The sequence below is a fragment of the Stappia sediminis genome (genome assembly GCF_009826895.1).
Classification (GTDB): domain Bacteria; phylum Pseudomonadota; class Alphaproteobacteria; order Rhizobiales; family Stappiaceae; genus Hongsoonwoonella; species Hongsoonwoonella sediminis.
The window spans coordinates 402,533-416,836 of sequence record NZ_WUMV01000003.1 but is presented as its reverse complement, the minus strand read 5'-3'; the positions used below and the strand labels follow the sequence as shown (position 1 = coordinate 416,836).

16 protein-coding genes are annotated in these 14,304 nt (G+C 59.7%); 9 read left to right on the top strand and 7 right to left on the bottom strand.

What is annotated here, in order from left to right; genetic code table 11:
• Nucleotide 1 precedes the first annotated feature (1 nt).
• Nucleotides 2–637 (bottom strand): glutathione binding-like protein, encoded by a 636-nt coding sequence (locus tag GR183_RS08790; protein WP_160775232.1) that lies wholly within the window; start codon nucleotides 635–637, stop codon nucleotides 2–4.
• Between the two features lie 199 nt (nucleotides 638–836).
• On the opposite strand from GR183_RS08790, the gene GR183_RS08785 reads away from it, so the two are divergent.
• On the top strand, nucleotides 837–1,214 hold the full coding sequence (locus GR183_RS08785) for a winged helix-turn-helix transcriptional regulator (RefSeq protein WP_160775231.1): 378 nt from the start codon (nucleotides 837–839) through the stop codon (nucleotides 1,212–1,214).
• A 46-nt stretch (nucleotides 1,215–1,260) separates the two neighbouring features.
• Here GR183_RS08785 and GR183_RS08780 read toward each other — a convergent pair whose 3' ends face one another.
• A complete protein-coding gene (locus GR183_RS08780) occupies nucleotides 1,261–1,635 on the bottom strand; it encodes a nuclear transport factor 2 family protein (protein ID WP_160775230.1) in 375 nt (124 codons plus the stop codon).
• A 140-nt stretch (nucleotides 1,636–1,775) separates the two neighbouring features.
• Entirely contained in the window at nucleotides 1,776–2,375 is a 600-nt protein-coding gene (locus tag GR183_RS08775) for a TetR/AcrR family transcriptional regulator (RefSeq protein ID WP_160775229.1), read from the bottom strand.
• Nucleotides 2,376–2,558: 183 nt separating this feature from the next.
• Between GR183_RS08775 and GR183_RS08770 the strand changes: the two genes are divergently transcribed.
• The 5 genes from GR183_RS08770 to GR183_RS08750 all read left to right on the top strand — a co-directional run bounded on the left by GR183_RS08770 (nucleotide 2,559) and on the right by GR183_RS08750 (nucleotide 6,613).
• Nucleotides 2,559–3,185 (top strand): glutathione S-transferase family protein, encoded by a 627-nt coding sequence (locus GR183_RS08770; RefSeq protein ID WP_160775228.1) that lies wholly within the window; start codon nucleotides 2,559–2,561, stop codon nucleotides 3,183–3,185.
• Nucleotides 3,186–3,215: 30 nt separating this feature from the next.
• Nucleotides 3,216–3,896 carry a cupin domain-containing protein gene (locus GR183_RS08765; RefSeq protein WP_160775227.1) on the top strand — a complete coding sequence of 227 codons (681 nt, stop codon included), beginning with the start codon at nucleotides 3,216–3,218 and terminating at the stop codon, nucleotides 3,894–3,896.
• 75 nt (nucleotides 3,897–3,971) lie between these two features.
• Nucleotides 3,972–4,889: a transcriptional regulator GcvA gene (gene gcvA, locus GR183_RS08760; protein ID WP_160775226.1), complete on the top strand. Its 918-nt coding sequence runs from the start codon at nucleotides 3,972–3,974 to the stop codon at nucleotides 4,887–4,889.
• A 67-nt stretch (nucleotides 4,890–4,956) separates the two neighbouring features.
• Entirely contained in the window at nucleotides 4,957–5,427 is a 471-nt protein-coding gene (locus GR183_RS08755; RefSeq protein ID WP_160775225.1) for a RidA family protein, read from the top strand.
• Nucleotides 5,428–5,431: 4 nt separating this feature from the next.
• The gene (locus tag GR183_RS08750; protein ID WP_160775224.1) at nucleotides 5,432–6,613 is read left to right on the top strand and encodes an aminotransferase class V-fold PLP-dependent enzyme; all 1,182 of its coding nucleotides are present in this window, start codon (nucleotides 5,432–5,434) and stop codon (nucleotides 6,611–6,613) included.
• Between the two features lie 127 nt (nucleotides 6,614–6,740).
• Here the strand turns inward: GR183_RS08750 and ggt (GR183_RS08745) are convergent, their stop codons facing one another.
• Nucleotides 6,741–8,477 carry a gamma-glutamyltransferase gene (gene ggt / locus GR183_RS08745; RefSeq protein WP_160775223.1) on the bottom strand — a complete coding sequence of 579 codons (1,737 nt, stop codon included), beginning with the start codon at nucleotides 8,475–8,477 and terminating at the stop codon, nucleotides 6,741–6,743.
• On the opposite strand from ggt (GR183_RS08745), the gene GR183_RS21785 reads away from it, so the two are divergent.
• Nucleotides 8,361–8,969, top strand: coding sequence for a c-type cytochrome (locus tag GR183_RS21785; protein ID WP_208999835.1), 609 nt, complete (start codon nucleotides 8,361–8,363; stop codon nucleotides 8,967–8,969). The two genes, ggt (GR183_RS08745) and GR183_RS21785, sit on opposite strands and share 117 nt — an antisense overlap.
• 87 nt (nucleotides 8,970–9,056) lie before the next feature.
• Here the strand turns inward: GR183_RS21785 and phbB are convergent, their stop codons facing one another.
• Nucleotides 9,057–9,785 carry an acetoacetyl-CoA reductase gene (phbB, locus tag GR183_RS08735; RefSeq protein WP_160775222.1) on the bottom strand — a complete coding sequence of 243 codons (729 nt, stop codon included), beginning with the start codon at nucleotides 9,783–9,785 and terminating at the stop codon, nucleotides 9,057–9,059.
• Between the two features lie 122 nt (nucleotides 9,786–9,907).
• The gene (locus GR183_RS08730; RefSeq protein ID WP_160775221.1) at nucleotides 9,908–11,089 is read right to left on the bottom strand and encodes an acetyl-CoA C-acetyltransferase; all 1,182 of its coding nucleotides are present in this window, start codon (nucleotides 11,087–11,089) and stop codon (nucleotides 9,908–9,910) included.
• Between the two features lie 377 nt (nucleotides 11,090–11,466).
• Here GR183_RS08730 and phaR point away from each other — a divergent pair, with 377 nt between their 5' ends.
• Nucleotides 11,467–12,045 carry a polyhydroxyalkanoate synthesis repressor PhaR gene (gene phaR / locus GR183_RS08725; protein WP_160775220.1) on the top strand — a complete coding sequence of 193 codons (579 nt, stop codon included), beginning with the start codon at nucleotides 11,467–11,469 and terminating at the stop codon, nucleotides 12,043–12,045.
• A 43-nt stretch (nucleotides 12,046–12,088) separates the two neighbouring features.
• Here phaR and GR183_RS08720 read toward each other — a convergent pair whose 3' ends face one another.
• Nucleotides 12,089–12,523 carry a GlcG/HbpS family heme-binding protein gene (locus tag GR183_RS08720; RefSeq protein ID WP_160775219.1) on the bottom strand — a complete coding sequence of 145 codons (435 nt, stop codon included), beginning with the start codon at nucleotides 12,521–12,523 and terminating at the stop codon, nucleotides 12,089–12,091.
• A 146-nt stretch (nucleotides 12,524–12,669) separates the two neighbouring features.
• Here GR183_RS08720 and ggt (GR183_RS08715) point away from each other — a divergent pair, with 146 nt between their 5' ends.
• A complete protein-coding gene (gene ggt, locus GR183_RS08715) occupies nucleotides 12,670–14,262 on the top strand; it encodes a gamma-glutamyltransferase (RefSeq protein WP_160775218.1) in 1,593 nt (530 codons plus the stop codon).
• The last annotated feature ends 42 nt before the right edge of the window (nucleotides 14,263–14,304 follow it).

The window sequence follows — 14,304 nt, the reverse complement described above, 5'->3', positions numbered from 1 at the left end:
TTCAGCCCGGCAGCGGTATTGGCGATGTGTCGCCGAGAATTGCCCACCCTCGCTGAACCGCGGGGCGCCCCGCGATCTCCGCGTACCAGCGGCGAACGTTCGGGTAGTCATTCAGGTCGATCGTCTGCATGGGGTGGCGGGCAACCCAGGGCCAAATCGCCATATCTGCGATCGAATAATCGTCGCCCGCGGCAAAGGCCGTTTCACCGAGACGCCGATCCAGCACCGAATAAAGGCGTTTTGTCTCCGTCAGATAGCGGTTCGCCGCATATTCGGACACGCCAGGGTTATAGTGGACAAAATGCATGGCCTGGCCGAACATCGGCCCGACACCCCCCATCTGCCACATAAGCCACTGCATGACATTCCAGCGGCCCGCATCATCCTTCGGAACGAACTTTCCGCTTTTCTCGGCAAGATAGAGCAAGATCGCGCCGGACTCGAAAATCGTCTGCCCCGTATCGCGATCCCGGATCGCGGGGATCTTGTTGTTTGGGGAAAGCAACGTGAATTCAGGCGAGAACTGGTCGTTCTTCGTCAGATTGACGCCTTGGATCTCATAGGCAAGACCCATCTCCTCAAGGGCGATCGAAGGCTTGCGCCCGTTTCCCGTGGTCCATGTATAAAGTTCGATCATGTGAAAGCTCTTCTGCGATTTCGGTTGGCGCCGGATTGGAGGAGGCGCGGCATGTATCGCCAAGCCATACCTGCGGCACCTGATACACTTATGGATATCAAGTAACTATTGTAAACTCGAGACGCGGCTGATATTCATGATTCCTGTTTCCGGCAGGTAACTCGAAAGCCGGCGTCCGCAGGCTGCAAGGAAAGCCAAAATGTCGCTCAAGATCCGCAAGAACCGTAGTCCGAAGCCGCCGCAGGAATGTGCGCTAACGGAGTGCATGACGATTATCGGCGGAGCCTGGACCACGAACGTGATCTGGAGTCTGCGCGCGGGACCGAGGCGCTTCAGCGAACTCAAGATCGATATTCCCCCGATTTCGCCTAAGGTCCTGACCCAGCGCCTTCGGGAACTCGAGGAGCGCGGCGTTATTTCGCGGCAGGTAAAGCCGACTTCACCGCCTTCGGTGGAATATTCGCTCACTGAACTGGGCGGCGAGCTGATCCCCGCCATAGAGGCAATCGTCAACGTCGGATACAAACTGAAGCACGAAGGGCGGATGCCGAAAGTTCAATCCGAGGCGGCCGAATAACGAGATGCCGGCCCGCAAGCCGGCACCTGAACCACGCCGCGCCGCTTCAAGCCGGGACGGTGTGGAATATCTTCGTCAAGAAGCGCCACTTGCCGTCGATTTTCATCAACGTAATCAGATCCACATAGCCGGTCGAACCAAGCACGCCACTGACGCGGGCGAATGCGGTATTCGGGCCGCCGAACTCGATCGAATGGATCGTGGCGACTTTTTCTTCGCCCCGGCTGGCCGGAGACTCGCGCTTCGCGATGACCGGAATGTATTCATCCATCGTGCGGGTCATAACGCCGCCTGTATCGGTCGACATGGCATATAGCGCGCTTTCGTGAAAAACATCCGCGATACGCTTTTCGTCAGTGTGGTGCAGGGCATCCAGATAGGTTTCCAGAACCTCCAGGACTTGCGAATAGTCATTGCTCATCGTCGCTCTCCCAATAATCGAGGGGTAGTTCCGCCGGAGAGCTAGGCAATGAGCTTTACGATGTAAACTTGGTTTCAAATAGATATTCGAGATTCAGGTATCCGCCTGGTAACGCGCTTGCCGGAAACCAGGGCGAGGTTTCAAAGGCTTCTCATGCGCGGAGCGGCAGGTCCGGAACCGCCTACCGTGCGCATGAGCCAGGATTCGGTTTCCAGGAAAAGCTCCGGTCGTTTTGTGGCAATCGCGAGGATCATCGCCCCCTGCAAGCTGGCAATCACCTGCCCCGCCTTCAGGTCTGCAACCGGTCGGTCGGAGCCGCCGGGCGTCATGGCTTTTTCCGTCCAGTCGATCAGCCAGCTGAAATAAACCGAAATCCGGTCCGCGAGCGCCTTCGGCAGGTCGAGCGCCTCGCCCCCCAGCACACAGGCAAGGCAGACCTTGCCTTCCTTCAAGGTTGCATCGTGATAGCCGCCGCAAAGGCGGGAGATCCTTTCGGCCACACTCTCGCCGGGGTCGTCAGGAGCGCCCAGCTGCTCGGCAAAACGCGCCTGATACCGTTCGATCACCGCATGACCGAGATCGGTCTTATGCGGGAAGTGGTAATGCACACTGGCACTCTTGATCCCGATCGCAGCCGCAATATCGCGGAAACTGACCGCTTCGAAACCGCCCTCACGCATTCGCGCTTCGGCTACATCCAGGATTTCCGCCGCCCGGCCGGAATAGTCAGACACGCTCATGCCTAAGGTATCTATCACCTGATAGGTATTGACAAGACCCTGTGTTTGCGCATTGTATCTACCTATCGATAGGTAGAGAAAATCAAAATAGTATTTTCTCTAATTCTTACAGGAGGTTAGCCAATGACACCAAGATGGCTGCGCTCGCTGTTCAAATCGGGAACGTCACGGACGGAGAAGAAAATGAAAGTCTACGAGTTCAAGGGTTTTGCGAATCCGGCACGCGTTCGTATCGCGCTGCACGAAAAGGGTCTGTTCGATGAGGTCGAGTTCGTTCACGTCGACGTACTCGGCGGCGAACATCGCACGCCCGAGTTCCTGGCGAAGAACCCGTCCGGCGTCGTGCCTGTCCTGGAGCTGGACGACGGCACGCAGATTTCCGAAAGCAGCGCTATTACCGAGTACCTCGATCATTCCGCGGGCGAACCGACCTTGACGGGCAAGAACGCCAAGGAACGCGCTTACATCCATATGCGTCAGCGCAAGATCGAAACCGGGCTTCTGGAAGCGATTTCCCATTATTTCCACCATGCGACGGACGGCCTCGGTCCGCAGAACTACGCCCACAAGAACAAGGAATGGGGCGAATACCAGAAGACGGTCGTGCTCAAGACCATGAAGGCGATGGACGACTATCTTGCGAACAACGCCTTTCTCGCCGGCAATGAATTCAGCATCGCCGACATCACCGGAATGGCGGGCTTCGCATTTTGTGATTTCGTCAAAGTTGAAACGCCCGCCGAACTGACGCATCTCAACGCTTGGAAGCAGAAGGTCTTCTCGCGCCCGAGCGCAAGCGTCGCCGCATAGGGCCATATCAGGCAGAGGGAAAGAATCGCCATGGAACTCAATGCCGATTTCTCGAAACGCGTCTCGATGCACGCCGACGAGATAAAATGGCAGGATTCGCCTATCAAGGGCGTTTCCCGGCGCATGCTCGACCGCATCGGCGACGAGGTCGCCCGTGCAACGACGATCGTGCGTTACGACCCGAACAGCAAATTCTCCGCCCACGTTCACACGGGCGGGGAAGAGTTCATTGTCCTGGACGGAGTTTTCCAGGATGAGCATGGGGACTTTCCCGCCGGCTCCTATGTTCGCAACCCTCCTCAGTCGAAACATACGCCAGGCTCCGAGCCGGGCTGCACGATCATGGTGAAGCTCTGGCAGTTCGACCCGCAAGACCGCACGCACATCCGCATCGACATGAACAAGATCGGCTCCGTTGTCGATCCTGCGCGGACCGGCGTCTCGGTTACGCCCCTCTTCAAGGATGCCCGTGAAGACGTAAGGCTGGAACATTGGCAGCCGGGCGCGGATGTCACCGTCGAGGCGGATGGGGGCGCGGAACTCTTCGTGCTCGGCGGCGGCTTTGAGGAAAGCGGAGAAACCTTCCGCCGCCATTCCTGGCTCCGGGTGCCCATCGGCGCCAAAGCCGCTGCGAAAGCCGGACCGGAAGGCGCGAAAGTCTGGATCAAGACAGGCGGCTTGAGGTTCGTCGAGCCGCCGAAGGCCGGGTGAGGAATGAAATGGACGAACGGCCATGCAATGGCCGTTCGTCCTTGCCGCCCCGATAAACTCCGCCGATATTGCGGCATGACACGCCGTAATCTTCCATCGCTCAAAAGTTTGCGGGCCTTCGAGGCCGCCGCGCGGCACTTGAGTTTCAAGCTGGCGGCACGCGAACTGGCCGTAACCCCCAGCGCCGTGAGCCATCAGGTCCGCGGGCTCGAAACCGAGCTCGGCGAAGCCCTGTTCAAACGCCACACGCGCGCGCTCAGCCTGACCGAAGCCGGCACCGCTTATGCCGCTTCGCTGAAGGCCGCTTTCGACGACATCGATGCTGCGACAGCGCGCGCTCGCGCAGCCATGCCACGCAAGTCCCTCCGCGTCGCACTGCTGTCCTCCTTTGCCACCAACTGGCTCGTCCCGCGTCTGCATGCGTTCAGCGCCCTCCACCCGGCGGTCGAAGTCTTGCTGCTCCCGTCCGTCGATTTTGCTCGTCTGGAGCATGGAGACGCCGATATCGCCATACGATACGGCCAAGGCGACTGGACAGGACTTGATGCACGGCTGCTCGCTGCGGAGACAATCACACCGGTATGCAGCCCGGCCTATCTAACGGCTATCGGCAGCCCTCCGACCCCCGAGCACCTGGGTGATTGCACCCTGCTCCTCTCTCATTCCGAAACGCCGTTCGAATGGCCGTCGTGGTGCGAGGTCGCCGGAATTGATCTCACCGGCGCAAAGAGGCGATTTCTTCACGACTACAACATCGTTCTTCAGGCGGCGGAAGACGGGCTTGGCGTCGCAATGGGGCGACGCTGGCTAATTGGCGATCGGATCCGAAAAGGCAGGCTTGTCGAGCCCTTTCCAGACATGACTTTTGGCGGGAAGATCGGACACTGGATCGTAACGAACGGCGAACCGACGCCCGAAACCGCCGCATTCGCCGAATGGATTTTCAAGGAAGCTGGAAACGCAACGAATGAATTCGATTCATTCGTTGCGTGAAAACTTCGCGTTCGTCGCATGAAATGAATTTCCATATGGTCTCTCCGAGTTTCCCTGGAGAAAGACCATGCCAAGTTCCATTGCCGCCCGGCTCGAATCCCTGGGCCATCGCCTCCTCTCGGCTTCGGCACCGGCCGCCAATTACGTGCCGACCACTCGTCATGGAGGCCTTCTGCTGATCTCCGGCCAGATCTGCCAGGATGAAGGTGAGGCAAAATTCATCGGCAAGCTGGGTGAAAACGTTTCGCCCGATGAAGGCCGCAAGGCCGCAGAACTTTCAGCCCTGAACGTGATCGCTCACATCGATGCGGCCGTCGACGGAGATATCGAACGCGTCGAGCGGATCCTTCGCCTCGGTGGCTTCATCAATTCCACACCGGATTTTACGGCTCAGCCGCAAATCCTGAACGGCGCTTCCGATCTGATGGTCGACGTATTCGGCGAACGCGGCCGCCACGCACGAACCACCGTTTCCGTGGCATCGCTTCCGCGCGGTGTTGCGGTGGAAATCGACGCGATCGTAGCTATCAGGAACTAAGAAAATGGCCTTGACCGACGACGATATCGAACGATTGCGAGCGGATACGCCCGGCGTCGAAAATGTAAGCCATTTCAATCATTCGAAGTGCTCGCTGCCTTCCAAGCGGGTTCTTGGAAAGATTGTCGACCACCTGCAGCGGGAAGCCGCGATCGGCCCGAGCGAAGCCGGTGATCTGGCGACCGCGGATATAGAGGCGGCCCGGGATGCGGCAGCACAGCTTTTGAACGCATTGCCCCAGGAAATAGCGCTCACCGGCAGCGGTTCGCAAGGATGGGGCGCCGCGTTTGCGGCACTGCCACACCTGAAGCCCGGAGACCGGTTGCTGACATCGCGGCACGAATGGGGAGGCAACCTTTCCATGATGAAGCGTGCCGCCGAGAAAGCCGGCGCCAACGTGGAATACGTCCCATGCCGTGAGGACGGCACCGTCTCGCCTGAAGCGTTGGCGACGATGATTGATGACCGGGTTAAGCTGGTCGCCCTGACCTGGCTTCCCGCAAACGGCGGTTTGATCAATCCAGTTGCCGAAATCGGTGAGGTAACCCGCGCTGCCGGCGTTCCCTATTTCGTTGATGCCGGGCAAGCGCTCGGACAGATTGAGGCCGACGTGGGCGCGATCGGTTGCGATATCCTGAAGGGGACCGGGCGCAAGTTTCTCCGCGGTCCGCGCGGAACCGCGATCCTCTATATCCGCAAATCTTTTCTCGACACGCTGGATCCGGTTACCACTGACGTTTTTTCGGCACCGTGGGAGGAAGGCGGGCCTAAGCTCCGGGAGGATGCAAGGCGTTTCGAGACCTCCGAAAAACCCGTCGCCCTGCAGATCGGCCTTGGCGAAGCTATCCGCCAGGCACTCGAAATCGGCATTGCCGACATACGCAGCAGGATCAAAGCGAAATCGGAGAAGCTTCGGACCGAACTATCGCAGATCGCCGGCGTTACTCTGCTCGACCTCGGAGGCGAGAAATCGGGCCTCGTGAGCTTTTCGGTGAGCAGACTGTCGGCCACCGAACTGCGCAAAAGGCTCGCGCGCAAAAACATAAACGTCGCCTCGATCGCCGCTGCATACTGCCCTGTGGAAATGGCCGAGCGCGGATTTTCGGAGGTCGCGCGTGCATCCGTCAGCTACCTCACGACGGATGAAGAGATCGACCGTTTGGCGGACGCCATGCGGACACTTTGAGAGTTAGAGCGCTTTCCGATTGGGAGATATCATCCAATCGACAAGAAATCGGCACAGGATCAATATGTTGAGGCTTATCCCGCCAAATCCGATTCAGATTTGGCGGGATATGCTCCAGGTCACCATCTCAAAATCCGGCGGCCAGCGATCCCTGCCTGCGCGGGTCGCTGGCCCCGCGCAGAAAGTCCTCCCCAATCAGTATGGATTGCGTGGAGCCCATTGCATTCTTGACCGCGACCGTGTGGCCCATCTCCTGGAGTTTCTCGATCGTGTCGGGCGAAATCCCTTCTTCGATACGGATTTCGTCGGGCAGCCACTGGTGATGGATTCGGGGAGCCGCCGTCGCTTCAGCAATATTCATTCCGTGGTCGATCACATTCATGATGATCTGCAAAACGGTCGTGATGATCCGGCTACCGCCCGGCGAACCCGTCACGAGGAAGGGCTTGCCATCGCGAAAAACGATTGTCGGGCTCATCGAAGAAAGGGGGCGCTTGCGCGCCTCGACGGCATTCGCATCACCGCCGATCAGCCCATAGGCGTTCGGCACGCCGGGTTTTGCGGAAAAATCATCAAGCTCGTTGTTGAGCAGGACCCCGGTTCCAGGTGCCATCATCCGCACGCCGTAGGAGAAATTGAGCGTATAGGTGTTCGAAACGGCGTTGCCTTTGGCATCGACCACCGAAAAATGCGTCGTTTCGCTACTTTCGTAAGGTGTTGGATCGCCAGGCTTTATTTGCGCGGAATCCGATGCGGTCCCGGGGTTGAAATCGCGCATCCTCGCTTCCGCATAATCGGGCGAGGTCAACCCCTTCACCGGCACGTCCACGAAATCGGGATCGCCAAGATATTCGGAGCGGTCCGCATAAGCACGCGTCATGGCTTCGGCCATGACATGGATTGTCTTGGCGGAGTTATGGCCGCTGGAAGCAATATCGAAGGGCTGCAGCATGTTCAGGATTTCGACAATATGCACGCCGCCCGAGGAAGGCGGTGGCATGGAGGCGATCTCATAATTGCGATAGGTGCCGGTAACGGGTTCGCGCCAGACGGTTTTGTAACTTTGCAGGTCTTCGACGGTCATCATCCCTCCGCCGGCCTGGACTCGCTCGGCAATTTGCCGGGCAACTTCGCCCTCGTAAAACGCCGATGGCCCTTCTTGGGCGATCTTCTCCAGCGTATTCGCAAGATCCGGCTGCTTCAGGATATCGCCAGGCTCATAAAAGCCGCCGGGCTTGTAAAAAACGCCGCGCGCGGCTTCATCCTTGGAAAGCTGCGGAAATACCTGCTTGAGAGAGCCGGAAAGATCATCGGAAACCGGAAAGCCGTTTCGCGCGAGTTCGATAGCCGGGCCAATCACTTCAGCCAGCGAAAGTTTCCCGCTGCCGAACCGCCGGTGGGCTTCGAATAATCCCATCACCGTTCCGGGCACGCCAACGCCCAAACCTGAAAATCGGGACTTCTCGCTGTCGGCATTGCCTTCCTTGTCCAGGAACATGTCCCGAAAAGCAGCCGCGGGCGCCATTTCGCGATAGTCGAGCGCCAGCGTCTCGGCCGTATCCGCCATATGGACGATCATGAAGCCGCCGCCGCCCAGATTGCCGGCCCGGGGCAGGGTAACCGCAAGCGCGAAGCCGACGGCCACGGCAGCATCCACCGCATTGCCACCTGCCTTCAGGATATCGACACCGACTTTCGTCGCGATTTCCTCCTGGCTGGCGACCATGCCATTTTGCGCAAAAACTGGATGAAACCGATCGAGGCCGGAAAGTATCGGCGTCGACTGTGTAAAAGCGGGGGAGGGTGCAAGCGCAATTCCGAGGATTGCAAGGGCACCGACAAATTTTCTGGTCAGCGATTTCATGAACAGCCCTTCCTCATCCTTCGTTTGGGAAAATTTGCGGCATCGGGGAAATCCCAGTCTGTCGCGAGCGTCTGTCGCAGGCTACCCTTGATGAGAAATTTCGCTTGTTGTTCCGTTCGGCAATGGAGTCCCGAAATGCATCTGCCCGGCAAGGTAAAATTCCGCTCGCGCCTCTTGAGCGAACTGAAGATCGCTATTGCGTTGCTTGTCATTCTTCCGGCTTCGATCACGAATGTACAGGCGGCAGGCGACCCGGCCGACGGCGAGCGCCTTGCACGGCAGTGGTGCGCGGCCTGCCATGTGGTCGCCGATGACCAGACGAACGGAACGGAAGCCGTGCCGAGCTTCACGGAAATTGCCAAGACACGCGGTTTCAACGAAGCGACACTGACCGGCTTCCTGGCGGATCCGCACCCGAAAATGCCGGACATGAGCCTGACCAATCGCGAAATTTCAAATCTCGCAAGCTATATCCTCAGCCGCGGGAATTAACAGCGACACCGGCTGCACGGCCACGTTCGCCCGCAAACAAAAAGGGGCGCCAGAAGGCGCCCCAAGCGTTTCCAATATTGGCCGCGATCAGCCGTTGGCGTAATACTGGCCACCGTTGATCGACATGACCGCGCCCGTCATGAAGCCGGCTTCGTTGGAAGCCAGATAACGAACGGCGGCAGCAATTTCCTCCGCCTTGCCGAGACGTCCGACCGGGATGCCGGAGATGATGCCCTCAAGCACTTTTTCGGGAACCGCCGCCACCATGTCGGTATCGATATAGCCGGGGCATATCGCATTCACGGTGATGCCCTTGCGGGCATTTTCCTGCGCAAGCGCCTTGGTGAAGCCGATCACGCCAGCTTTGGCGGCGGAATAGTTCGCCTGGCCGAGCTGGCCCTTCTGGCCGTTGATGGAGGAAATATTGATGATGCGGCCGTGGCCGCGTTCGCGCATTCCCTCGATCACGGGCCGCGTCATCGTGAACATGCTGTCGAGATTGGTGCGGATCACCGCCGACCAGCTTTCGTAGTCCATCTTGTGGAACCAGCCGTCACGCGTGATGCCCGCATTGTTCACCAGCACCTCGACCGCGCCCAGATCGGAGACGACCTTGCCGACACCTTCGGCACAAGCTTCCGGATCCGAGACATCCCACTTGTAGACGTGGATACCCGTTTCGGCCTTGAAGGCTTCCGCTGCTTGCGTGTTGCCGGCATAGGTCGCGGCCACCGTGTAGCCGGCATCCTTCAGTCCCTTGGAGATCGCGGCGCCGATGCCGCGTGTGCCGCCCGTGACGATCGCAACGTTACTCATTCCGTTTCCCCCTGAAGGCTGATTGTTTGCCGGGTATCGAAGACCCGGCCCTTTTGGCGGGAGCGCTGCGCCCCCGCCATGATTTTTGTCAAACCCGGCTGATACGAAAGGCTATTTCCGCCTTACCGCTCAACGCAAAGGGCAATGCCCATGCCGCCGCCGATGCAAAGCGTGGCAAGGCCCTTCTTCGCATCGCGCTTGCCCATCTCATGCAGGAGCGTCACCAGGATACGCGCGCCCGAGGCTCCGATCGGGTGGCCGATGGCGATCGCGCCTCCGTTCACATTCACGATATCGGTGTTCCATCCCAGATCGTTGTTGACCGCACAGGCCTGGGCGGCGAATGCCTCGTTCGCCTCGACGAGGTCGAGATCGTCGACCTTCCATCCGGCCTTTTCCAGCGCCTTGCGCGAAGACGGAATCGGCCCGGTACCCATGATCGAAGGATCGACGCCCGCGGTCGCCCAGGACGCGATGCGCGCAAGCGGCGTGAGGCCACGTCTGGAAGCTTCTTGCGCCGTCATGAGGACGAGAGCGGCCGCGCCGTCGTTGATGCCCGACGCATTGCCGGCCGTGACGCTGCCGTCTTTCGTGAAAGCCGGGCGCAGCTTGGTCATGCTGTCGAGCGTCGCACCGTGGCGAATATACTCATCGTCCTCGACGATCTTCTCGCCCTTGCGTTCCTTGACGGTGACCGGAACGATCTCGTCCTTGAAACGCCCCGCCTTCTGTGCGGCCTCGGCCTTGTTCTGCGAAGCCAGCGCGAATTCGTCCTGCGTATCACGCGACACCTGGAACTTTTGGGCTACGTTTTCCGCCGTCTGGCCCATGTGGTAGCCGTTGAAGGCGTCCCAGAGGCCGTCCTTGATCATGGTGTCGATCATCTTGTAGTCGCCCATCTTGTGGCCGGCACGAAGATGTGCGCAATGCGGCGACATCGTCATGTTCTCCTGGCCGCCGGCAACGATGATCGATGCATCGCCGTTGGCAATCTGCTGCATGCCGATCGCGACGGTGCGCAGGCCCGACCCGCAGACCTGATTGAGCACCCAGGCGGTGGAGCTTTCCGGAAGACCGGCGGCGATCGCCGCCTGGCGGGCCGGGTTCTGTCCTTGCCCGGCCGTCAGAACCTGGCCGAACACGAGCTCGTCGACTTCCGCTGCGTCGACCTTTGATCTGTCGAGCGCCGCCTTGATCGCAACGGCACCGAGTTCATGCGCCGGCATATTGGCAAACGATCCGTTGAACGATCCGACTGGCGTGCGCGCGGCGCCCACAATCACAATGTCATTTGAAGCGCTCATGAAAACCTCCGCAATGGTGTCCTCCCGGGACGAGGGTGCGCCGCCCCCTTAGTCTTTCTATCGCAACGCACCCATCCCTTCGACTAGAGACCGTCGGCCCGACTTAGTCAACCGGATGTGAGCGCCCTTCGCCGCTCAAGTCTTCCGGCAGCCTTTGTCCGGTTGCATGCGCTCCGTCATTTCACGGCCCCTTGACGACGTCATTCGCCGATGGTCGCGTTCGAAAAACCCGCACCGAAAAGATATTTAAAAACTATGGTGCCGACGACCAAGATTAGCTTATCGTGACCAAGGAGGATGCAGGACGGCCGGCTTTGGTCTGGCCCGGACCTGCCAAACGAAACGCCTGGAACGAGCAGGATCGGATCCTAAGAAACATGGCCAAGACGAAAGAGCCGACAGTCATAAAGAAATATGCCAACCGGCGTCTCTACAACACCGGAACAAGTACCTATGTCACGCTGGAAGACCTGGCGGTGATGGTGAAGGACGAGGAGGATTTCATCGTCTTCGATGCCAAGAGCGGCGAGGACATCACCCGGTCGGTTCTGACCCAGATCATCTTCGAGCAGGAGAACAAGGGGCAGAACCTCCTGCCGATCGCTTTCCTGCGTCAATTGATAAGGTTTTACGGCGACAGCCTGCAGAATGTCGTGCCGAGCTACCTGGAATTCTCCATGTCGGCGCTGACGAAGGAACAGGACAAGTTCCGCGAACAGATGTCGCAGGCCTTTGGCGCCACGGCTCTCGATGCGATGGAAGAGCAGGTCAAGCGAAATACGGAGATGTTCGAGCGCGCCATGCGCATGTTCATGCCGTTCGGCGGCGCTGGCGATGACGAGGACAAGGCACCGGCGAAGCCGGGTGCTGAATCTTCAGACGACCTCGACGATCTGAAAAAGCAGCTTGCCGACATGCAGAAGAAGATAGACGCGCTTGCGGGCGACAAGTCCTGAATTCTGCATGTCCGCGCGGCACGCTGCGGCCGTCCGAACGAGCTCAGCCGCAGTCCGATGTCTTTCCGATAGCCTCGATACCTGCAACGGCGGCGGCCTCGTCATTATCCGACGTATCGCCGCTGATGCCGACCGCGCCGAGAACTTCGCCGCCGTCTCCCTCGCGGATGAGAACGCCGCCCGGCACAGGCACGATGGCGCCACCGGAGGCGCCGTTAAGCGCCTGCACGAAATGCGGCCGCGTTTCGGCATTCGCGTTGAGCCAGCGCGTACCGGTTCCAACGGCAAGAGCGCCATAGGCTTTGCCGGACGCGATCTGCGGGCGCATGATCGACGAGCCGTCCTGCCGGGAAAGCGCGACGAGATGCCCGCCGGCATCGAGAACGGCAACGGTCAGCGGCTTGAGTTTCAGTTCCGCGCCCTTGGCGAAAGCGGCGGCAATCACCTTTTCCGCCATGGAAAGAGTGAGTTTGCTCATCGGCGATTATCTCCTTAGGGTCCACACGCTAATGTCTTTTCGTTCCTGCCGTTCTGGCTACCAGTTCGGCAGGATCGGCGACAGTCTGAATTTCGAAAAACAGTCGTTCCCGGCCGGAACGAACAACAACAGGATTGAGGTCGGATATGCGCGATTTCCATGCCCCCGGACGCTCGGCCGTCTATGCGGCGAATGCAATGGCGGCGACATCGCATCCCTTATCGACAACAGCGGCGATAGAGACGCTACAAGCTGGCGGAAACGCCGTGGATGCCGCGGTTGCCGCCGTCGCGGTGCAATGCGTGGTCGAACCGCAGATGACCGGCATCGGTGGCGATTGTTTCGCGATCATCGCCGAACCCGATGGAAAGCTCCATGGCCTCAACGGCTCGGGACGCGCGCCGAAGGCGGCAAGTTCGAAAAAGCTGATCGAACTCGGCGAGTCGTCGGTCGAACTGACCTCGCCTCACGCCGTTACCGTGCCGGGAGCGGTGCGCGCGTGGGAAACGATGCTTGAGCGTCACGGGACGAAATCGCTCGGCGACGTTCTCGGACGCGCGATCCAGTACGCCCGCGAAGGCTATGCGGTAACGCCCCGCGTCGCGCTGGACTGGTCCAGAAATGTCGAGAAGCTATCGGCCGACGAAGGCTCGAAGAGCGCTTATCTCATCGATGGCAAGGCTCCACGCACCGGTGAGATCATGCGTCATGCGCCCCTCGCCGACACGCTTCAGCGCATAGCGGAGGAGGGCTCCGGCGCGTTTTACGAAGGCGCCGTCGCCGAAGATATCGTCGCTACGCTGCGTGCGAAGGGTGGCCTGATGACCCTGGAAGACATGGCGGAGATGCAGGTCGACGACATGACGCCGGTCACCGGCGACTACCGGGGGCTGACCGTGGCGGAACTGCCGCCCAACGGCCAGGGTTTCATCGCCCTCGTCATGCTGGGCATTCTCGAAAAGTTCGATCTTCAAAAACTGGATCCGAACGGAACACAGCGTTTTCACCTCGAGCTTGAGGCCGGCCGCATCGCCTATTCGCTTCGCGACCGTTTCCTGGCGGACCCGGACTTCATGCCTCACGATCCGGCGGAGCTTCTGAGCGACGATCACATTGCCCGCCTTGCCGGCCTTGTCGACCCCGGCTCCAGGATCGCCGATCTACCGCCGAGCGTCCTCGGCCCTCGGTCCGATACGGTTTATCTCAGCGTCGTCGACAAGGATGGACTGGCGGTTTCGCTCATCAACTCCGTCTACAAGGATTTCGGATCGGCGATCACCGCGCCGAAGTCCGGCGTGTTGCTGCAAAACCGGGGCGCCTGCTTCCGGCTGGAGCCGGGCCATCCGAACACCATCGAAGGCGGCAAGCGTCCGCTGCATACGATCATTCCGGCGATGGTTCTTTCCGAAGGCCGCCCTTATCTGTCCTTCGGTGTCATGGGCGGGGGGTACCAGCCGTGCGGCCACGCCCATGTGCTGGGCAATATCACCGATTTTGGCATGGACGTTCAGGAAGCGATCGATGCGCCGCGCATGTTCTTCGATGAAAAGAGCTATGTACTGCACGCCGAACGCTACGTGCCTGAAGCGACCGTGGATGGATTGCGCGCCCTCGGCCACACGGTCGAGCGTGTCCCCGGCGCGATCGGAGGCGCTCAGGCGATCCGTATCGACCGTGCGCGCGGCATTCTCGAAGGAGGCTCCGACCCCCGCAAGGACGGCATGGCCGCCGGCTATTGACGATTGCCGATGGCAAAGGGCGGCGGGCTTTGCTCGCCGTCC